At 66.9% G+C, this 5,776-nt stretch carries 3 protein-coding genes and 1 pseudogene; all 4 read left to right on the top strand.

Features of this window, described 5'->3' with window-relative positions:
- Positions 1–3,152 (top strand): annotated as a pseudogene (locus JOZ00_RS20635) (pyruvate carboxylase); the annotation flags it as partial.
- Positions 3,149–3,715, top strand: a complete 567-nt coding sequence (rsmD, locus tag JOZ00_RS20630; protein WP_293347253.1) for a 16S rRNA (guanine(966)-N(2))-methyltransferase RsmD — start codon at positions 3,149–3,151, stop codon at positions 3,713–3,715. The pseudogene JOZ00_RS20635 and the gene rsmD, both read left to right, overlap by 4 nt.
- An 11-nt stretch (positions 3,716–3,726) precedes the next feature.
- Positions 3,727–4,209 carry a pantetheine-phosphate adenylyltransferase gene (gene coaD / locus JOZ00_RS20625; protein WP_293347250.1) on the top strand — a complete coding sequence of 161 codons (483 nt, stop codon included), beginning with the start codon at positions 3,727–3,729 and terminating at the stop codon, positions 4,207–4,209.
- Positions 4,210–4,298: 89 nt separating this feature from the next.
- A partial coding sequence (locus JOZ00_RS20620; protein WP_293347247.1) for a thiamine pyrophosphate-requiring protein occupies positions 4,299–5,776 on the top strand: 1,478 nt, incomplete at its 3' end.

Raw genomic sequence — 5,776 nt, 5'->3', positions numbered from 1 at the left:
TGTCCGAGAACCCGGAGTTGGCGGCGGCCTGCGCTCATGCGGATATCACCTTCGTCGGCCCCGGCGCCGAAGTGCTTGAGCTGACCGGCAATAAGTCGCGCGCCATTGCAGCGGCGCGCGAAGCTGGCCTGCCTGTCCTGACGTCGTCGGCGCCGTCGGCATCCGTCGACGAGCTGATATCCGCCGCAGCGGGCATGCAATTTCCGTTGTTCGTCAAGGCGGTCGCCGGAGGCGGCGGCCGGGGGATGCGGCGGGTTACCGAGGCCGCCGCGCTGCCCGAGGCCATCGAAGCCGCCAGCCGGGAAGCCGAATCGGCATTTGGGGATTCGACGGTCTACCTCTAGCAGGCGGTGATCAACCCCCGCCACATCGAGGTTCAGATTTTGGCCGACACGCACGGCAGTGTGATCCATCTCTACGAGCGGGATTGTAGCGTGCAGCGGCGCCACCAAAAGGTCGTCGAACTGGCGCCCGCGCCCAACCTGGATAAGGAATTGCGCGACAAGATCTGCGCCGACGCGGTGGCTTTCGCCCGTCACATCGAGTACAGCTGCGCGGGCACTGTGGAGTTCTTGTTGGACGACCGCGGCCAGCACGTCTTCATCGAGATGAATCCACGGATACAAGTCGAGCACACGGTCACCGAGGAGATCACCGACGTCGACTTGGTCTCCAGCCAGCTGCGGATCGCCTCGGGCGAGAGCCTCGACGCTCTGGGCTTGCGACAGGGCATGATTCGACCGCATGGCGCCGCGCTGCAGTGTCGGATCACCACCGAGGACCCGGCTAATGGGTTCAGGCCTGACACCGGTCGGATCAGCGCCTACCGCAGCCCCGGCGGGGCCGGCATCCGGCTGGACGGTGGTACGAATCTGGGTGCGGAGATCAGCGCGCACTTCGACTCAATGCTGGTCAAGCTGACCTGCCGGGGTCGTGACTTCCCGACCGCGGTGAACAGGGCCCGGCGTGCGATCGCGGAGTTCCGCATTCGCGGCGTGTCGACGAATATCCCGTTTCTGCAAGCGGTTTTAGATGACCCGGACTTTGAGGCCGGCCGCATCACCACCTCGTTCATCGACGAGCGTCCGCAGCTGCTGACTGCGCGATCATCGGCCGACCGTGGCACCAAGATTCTCAACTATCTGGCTGATGTCACCGTCAACAAACCGCATGGCACACGGCCATCGACGGTGTATCCGCACGATAAGCTTCCCGATGTCGAGCTCGAGGTTGCTCCGCCACCGGGGTCCAAGCAACGGTTGGTCGAGCTGGGACCCGAGGGTTTCGCGCGCTGGCTTAGAGAATCGCCGGCCGTCGGTGTTACCGACACGACGTTCCGCGACGCCCACCAGTCCTTGCTGGCGACCCGGGTGCGTACCAGCGGACTCAATTATGTGGCGCCGTATCTTGCCCGTACCATGCCGCAACTGCTCTCGGTGGAATGTTGGGGCGGTGCGACTTACGACGTGGCGCTGCGGTTCCTCAAAGAGGATCCGTGGGAGCGGCTGGCCACGTTGCGCCAAGCAATGCCAAACATTTGCCTGCAGATGCTGTTGCGGGGCCGCAACACCGTTGGCTACACGCCGTATCCCGAGCTGGTCACCTCGGCGTTTGTGGAAGAAGCCACGGCAACGGGAATTGATATCTTCCGTATCTTCGATGCGCTGAACAACCTCGAGTCAATGCGCCCGGCGATCGACGCGGTACGCGAAACAGGCACTGCGATCGCCGAAGTTGCGATGTGCTATACCGGCGACTTGTCCGACCCTGGTGAAAATCTCTACACGCTGGACTATTACCTGAAGTTGGCCGAGCAGATAGTGGACGCCGGCGCCCATGTGCTGGCCATCAAAGACATGGCCGGACTGTTGCGCCCGCAGGCGGCCCGGCAACTGGTCGGTGCGTTGCGCAGTCGTTTCGACCTGCCCGTGCACTTCCATACCCATGACACGCCGGGCGGCCAGCTGGCCAGCTACGTGGCCGCTTGGCATGCCGGCGCCGACGCGGTCGACGGTGCCGCCGCCCCGATGGCGGGAACCACCAGCCAGCCGGCGCTGAGCTCGATCGTCGCGGCTGCCGCACACACCCAGTACGACACCGGCCTATCGCTCGCGGCAGTCTGCGCGCTGGAACCCTACTGGGAGGCACTGCGAAAAGTGTATTCTCCCTTCGAATCTGGGCTGCCAGGGCCAACGGGCCGGGTCTATCACCACGAAATTCCCGGTGGCCAGTTGTCGAATCTGCGTCAGCAGGCGATCGCGTTAGGACTGGGGGATCGGTTCGAGGAGATCGAAGAGGCCTACGCCGGTGCGGACCGGGTGCTGGGCAGGCTGATCAAAGTCACTCCATCGTCGAAGGTGGTCGGCGATCTGGCGCTAGCGTTGGTGGGCGCGGGTGTGAGTGCAGACGAATTCGCTGCAGAGCCAGCGCGATTCGATATTCCTGAGTCAGTGCTTGGCTTTCTGCGCGGAGAGCTGGGTGACCCGGTCGGCGGATGGCCCGAACCGCTGCGCACCAAAGCGCTGTCTGGCCGCGGCCCGGCCAAGCCTGTCCAGGAACTGACGCCCGAGGACGAGACCGTACTCGCGCTGATGGGTGCGAAACGACAGGCCACCCTCAACCGCCTGCTATTCCCCGGCCCGACAAAGGAATTCGAGTCGCATCGGGAAGCCTATGGCGACACATCACGGCTGTCGGCCAACCAGTTCTTCTACGGCCTGCGGCAAGGCGAAGAACACCGGGTTCAACTGGAACCCGGAGTGGAGTTGCTGATCGGTTTGGAAGCCATCTCCGAGCCGGACGAACGCGCTATGCGCACGGTGATGTGCATCATCAACGGCCAACTGCGGCCGGTGGAGGTTCGTGACCGCAGTATCGCCAGCAGCGTTCCGGCCGCAGAGAAGGCTGACCGGGCCAATCTGAACCACGTCGCGGCACCGTTCGCCGGCGTCGTCACCGTCAACGTCTCCGTCGGGGAGAAGGTAAGCGGAGGCCAGACCATCGCGACCATCGAGGCAATGAAAATGGAAGCCCCGATCACCGCCCCCGCCGACGCGACCGTGGAGAGGGTCGCGGTGTCGGCCACCGAGCAGGTGGAGGGCGGGGACCTGCTGGTGGTCCTGCATCCCCCGCAAGCGGGTGGCACCCCCTGACCCGAATCATCGGCGGCGTCGCCGGGGGGCGGCGTATCGCGGTCCCGCCGCGGGGAACCCGGCCGACCACCGATCGGGTGCGCGAATCGTTGTTCAACATCGTGGCCGCCCGCAGGGACTTGACCGGTCTGTCGGTGCTCGACCTCTACGCCGGCTCGGGCGCGCTGGGCCTCGAGGCGCTCTCCCGCGGCGCGACGTCGGCGCTGTTCGTCGAGTCCGACCACCGGGCGGCGGCTGTTCTCACCGGCAACATTGCCCGCCTGGGCCTGCCTGGCGCTACGCTGCGCCGCACAGCGGTGTCGGCCGTGCTGGCCGCCGGTGCGCCGGCACCGGTCGATCTCGTGCTGGCCGACCCGCCTTACGACGTCGATCCGAAAGAGGTCGAGGCGATGCTAAGCGCGTTGACCACCAACGACTGGGTGCACCGGGGGACCGTCGTCGTGGTTGAGCGTGCGGTGAGCGGCGCACCACTGAACTGGCCGGCCGGCTGGGACCGCTGGCAGCAGCGGGTTTACGGCGACACCCGTCTGGAGCTGGCCGAATGGGTCCCTGCCACCGTGTAGCGTCATCGCACATGAGCGGCGCGGTATGCCCGGGGTCATTTGATCCGGTGACGTTGGGCCACATCGATGTCTTCGAGCGCGCAGCGGCGCAGTTCGACGAAGTCGTGGTGGCGATCCTGACCAACCCCGCCAAGAAGGGCATGTTCGACCTCGACGAGCGGATCGCCATGATCAACGAATCGACGGCACACCTGCCCAACCTGCGGGCGGAAGCCGGGCAGGGTCTGGTCGTCGACTTCGTCCGGTCGCGCGGCATGACGGCCATCGTGAAGGGGCTGCGCACCGGCACCGACTTCGAATACGAGCTGCAGATGGCGCAGATGAACAAGCACGTCGCCGGCGTGGACACCTTTTTCGTCGCGACCGCCCCGCGCTATTCGTTCGTGTCGTCATCGCTGGCCAAAGAGGTCGCGATACTCGGCGGTGACGTGTCGGAACTGCTGCCCGAACCGGTCAATCGTCGCCTGCGCGAAAGGCTTTCGGACCGGTCCTGACCGATCGCCGACTTCGACGCAGAACGCATCGTGAAAATCTGAGCCGGAGGAGGGTATACGCGAAATCGGCGACGTCGATAGGAGCAGCCATGACGGTAGACAATCCATCCGACCCGCCCGAGGCCGCGGCCGAACTGATCGCGCTGCTCGCCGACGAGGGAGTCGCGCACTTCTTCATCAACCCCGGAACCGATTCCGCCCCGATCCAGGAGGCGCTGGCGGCGGCGCGCGCGGCCGGCACGCCGAGCCCGCGGGCGGTGTTGTGCGTGCACGAGAGCATCGCCTTGGCGGCGGCCATCGGCCATCACATGGCCAGCGGCCGCCCGCAGGCGGTCATGGTGCACGTGGACGCCGGGACGCTGAACCTGGGCTGCCAGCTGCACAACGCCCAGCGCAACGGAACTCCGGTGGTGATCTTCGCCGGGCGCACTCCCTACAGTTCGGCGCCGCACGTGCGCGGTCACCGCGATACCTACATCCATTGGCAGCAGGAGCAACTCGACCAGCCGGCCGTGGTGCGCAACTACGCCAAGTGGCACATGGAGGTTCCGCGCGGCCGCGAGCTGGCCTCGATAGTCCGCCGGGCGTTCCAGGTCGCCCAGTCCTGTCCGTCCGGTCCCGCCTACGTCATGCTGCCGCGGGAAGCGCTGATGGACCCCGGCGTCGGTGCGCTACCGCGCAGGCTGCCGCCGGCCATACCGCCCGGCCCGGATCCGGGCGCGCTCGGACGCCTGGCGGGAATCCTGGTGGCGGGCAAGCGGGTTGCGATCGTCACCGCCAGGACCGCCGCCGACCCGGCGGCCGCGGCCGTGCTGGGCCGCATCGCCGAGTTGCTCGGCGCGCCGGTGATCGATCAGGGCGACCGCGCCAACCTGCCGCTAGGCCATCCGCTGCACGTGGTGGGCGACGCCGCCCCGCTGGAAAGTGCCGACACCGTGTTGGTGTTGGATTCCGAAGTGCCGTGGGTGCCGTCGCAGCTGGCCCCACCCGCGGATGCCCGCGTGGTGCAGATCGACGGGGATCCGGTCAAGCCGAGCATGCCGTTGTGGTCGTATCCGGTCGAGCTCGCGTTGACCGCCGACACCCGTGTGGCGCTGGTACTGCTCGAGCAGACTCTGTTGCGGCTGGCCACCGACGAGTTGCGGGAGAAGTGGGCCGCACGCCGGCAGGCGGCCGAGGCCGACATCGCGCAACGCCGCGGCGAAGCGATCCGCCGGGCCGCCTCCGACCGCACGGAGGACACCGCCGATGCGATGATGGCCGCGCTGGGAAGCGCCCTGCCCGACGACGCGGTGGTGGTGCAGGAAGCCGTGACCAACCGGCCCGCCGTCGCACGACAGGTGCTCCGGGCACCCGGCCACTTTTTCGACACGGGCGCACCGGCTTTGGGCTGGGCGTTGGGCGGCGCCTTCGGCGTCAAACTCGCCCGGCCGGAGACGCCGGTCGTCGCCATATGCGGTGACGGTTCGTTCAACTTCGGCGTGCCGAGCGCCGCGTTGTGGTCGGCGCATCGCCACGGGGCGCCCTTCGTGACGGTCGTCTTGAACAACCAGTCGTACCTGGCCTC

Source organism: Mycobacterium sp. (assembly GCF_019243155.1).
Taxonomy (GTDB): domain Bacteria; phylum Actinomycetota; class Actinomycetes; order Mycobacteriales; family Mycobacteriaceae; genus Mycobacterium.
Note: the sequence above shows the minus strand (reverse complement) of the source record. Positions and strands in the feature narration are given on the sequence as shown.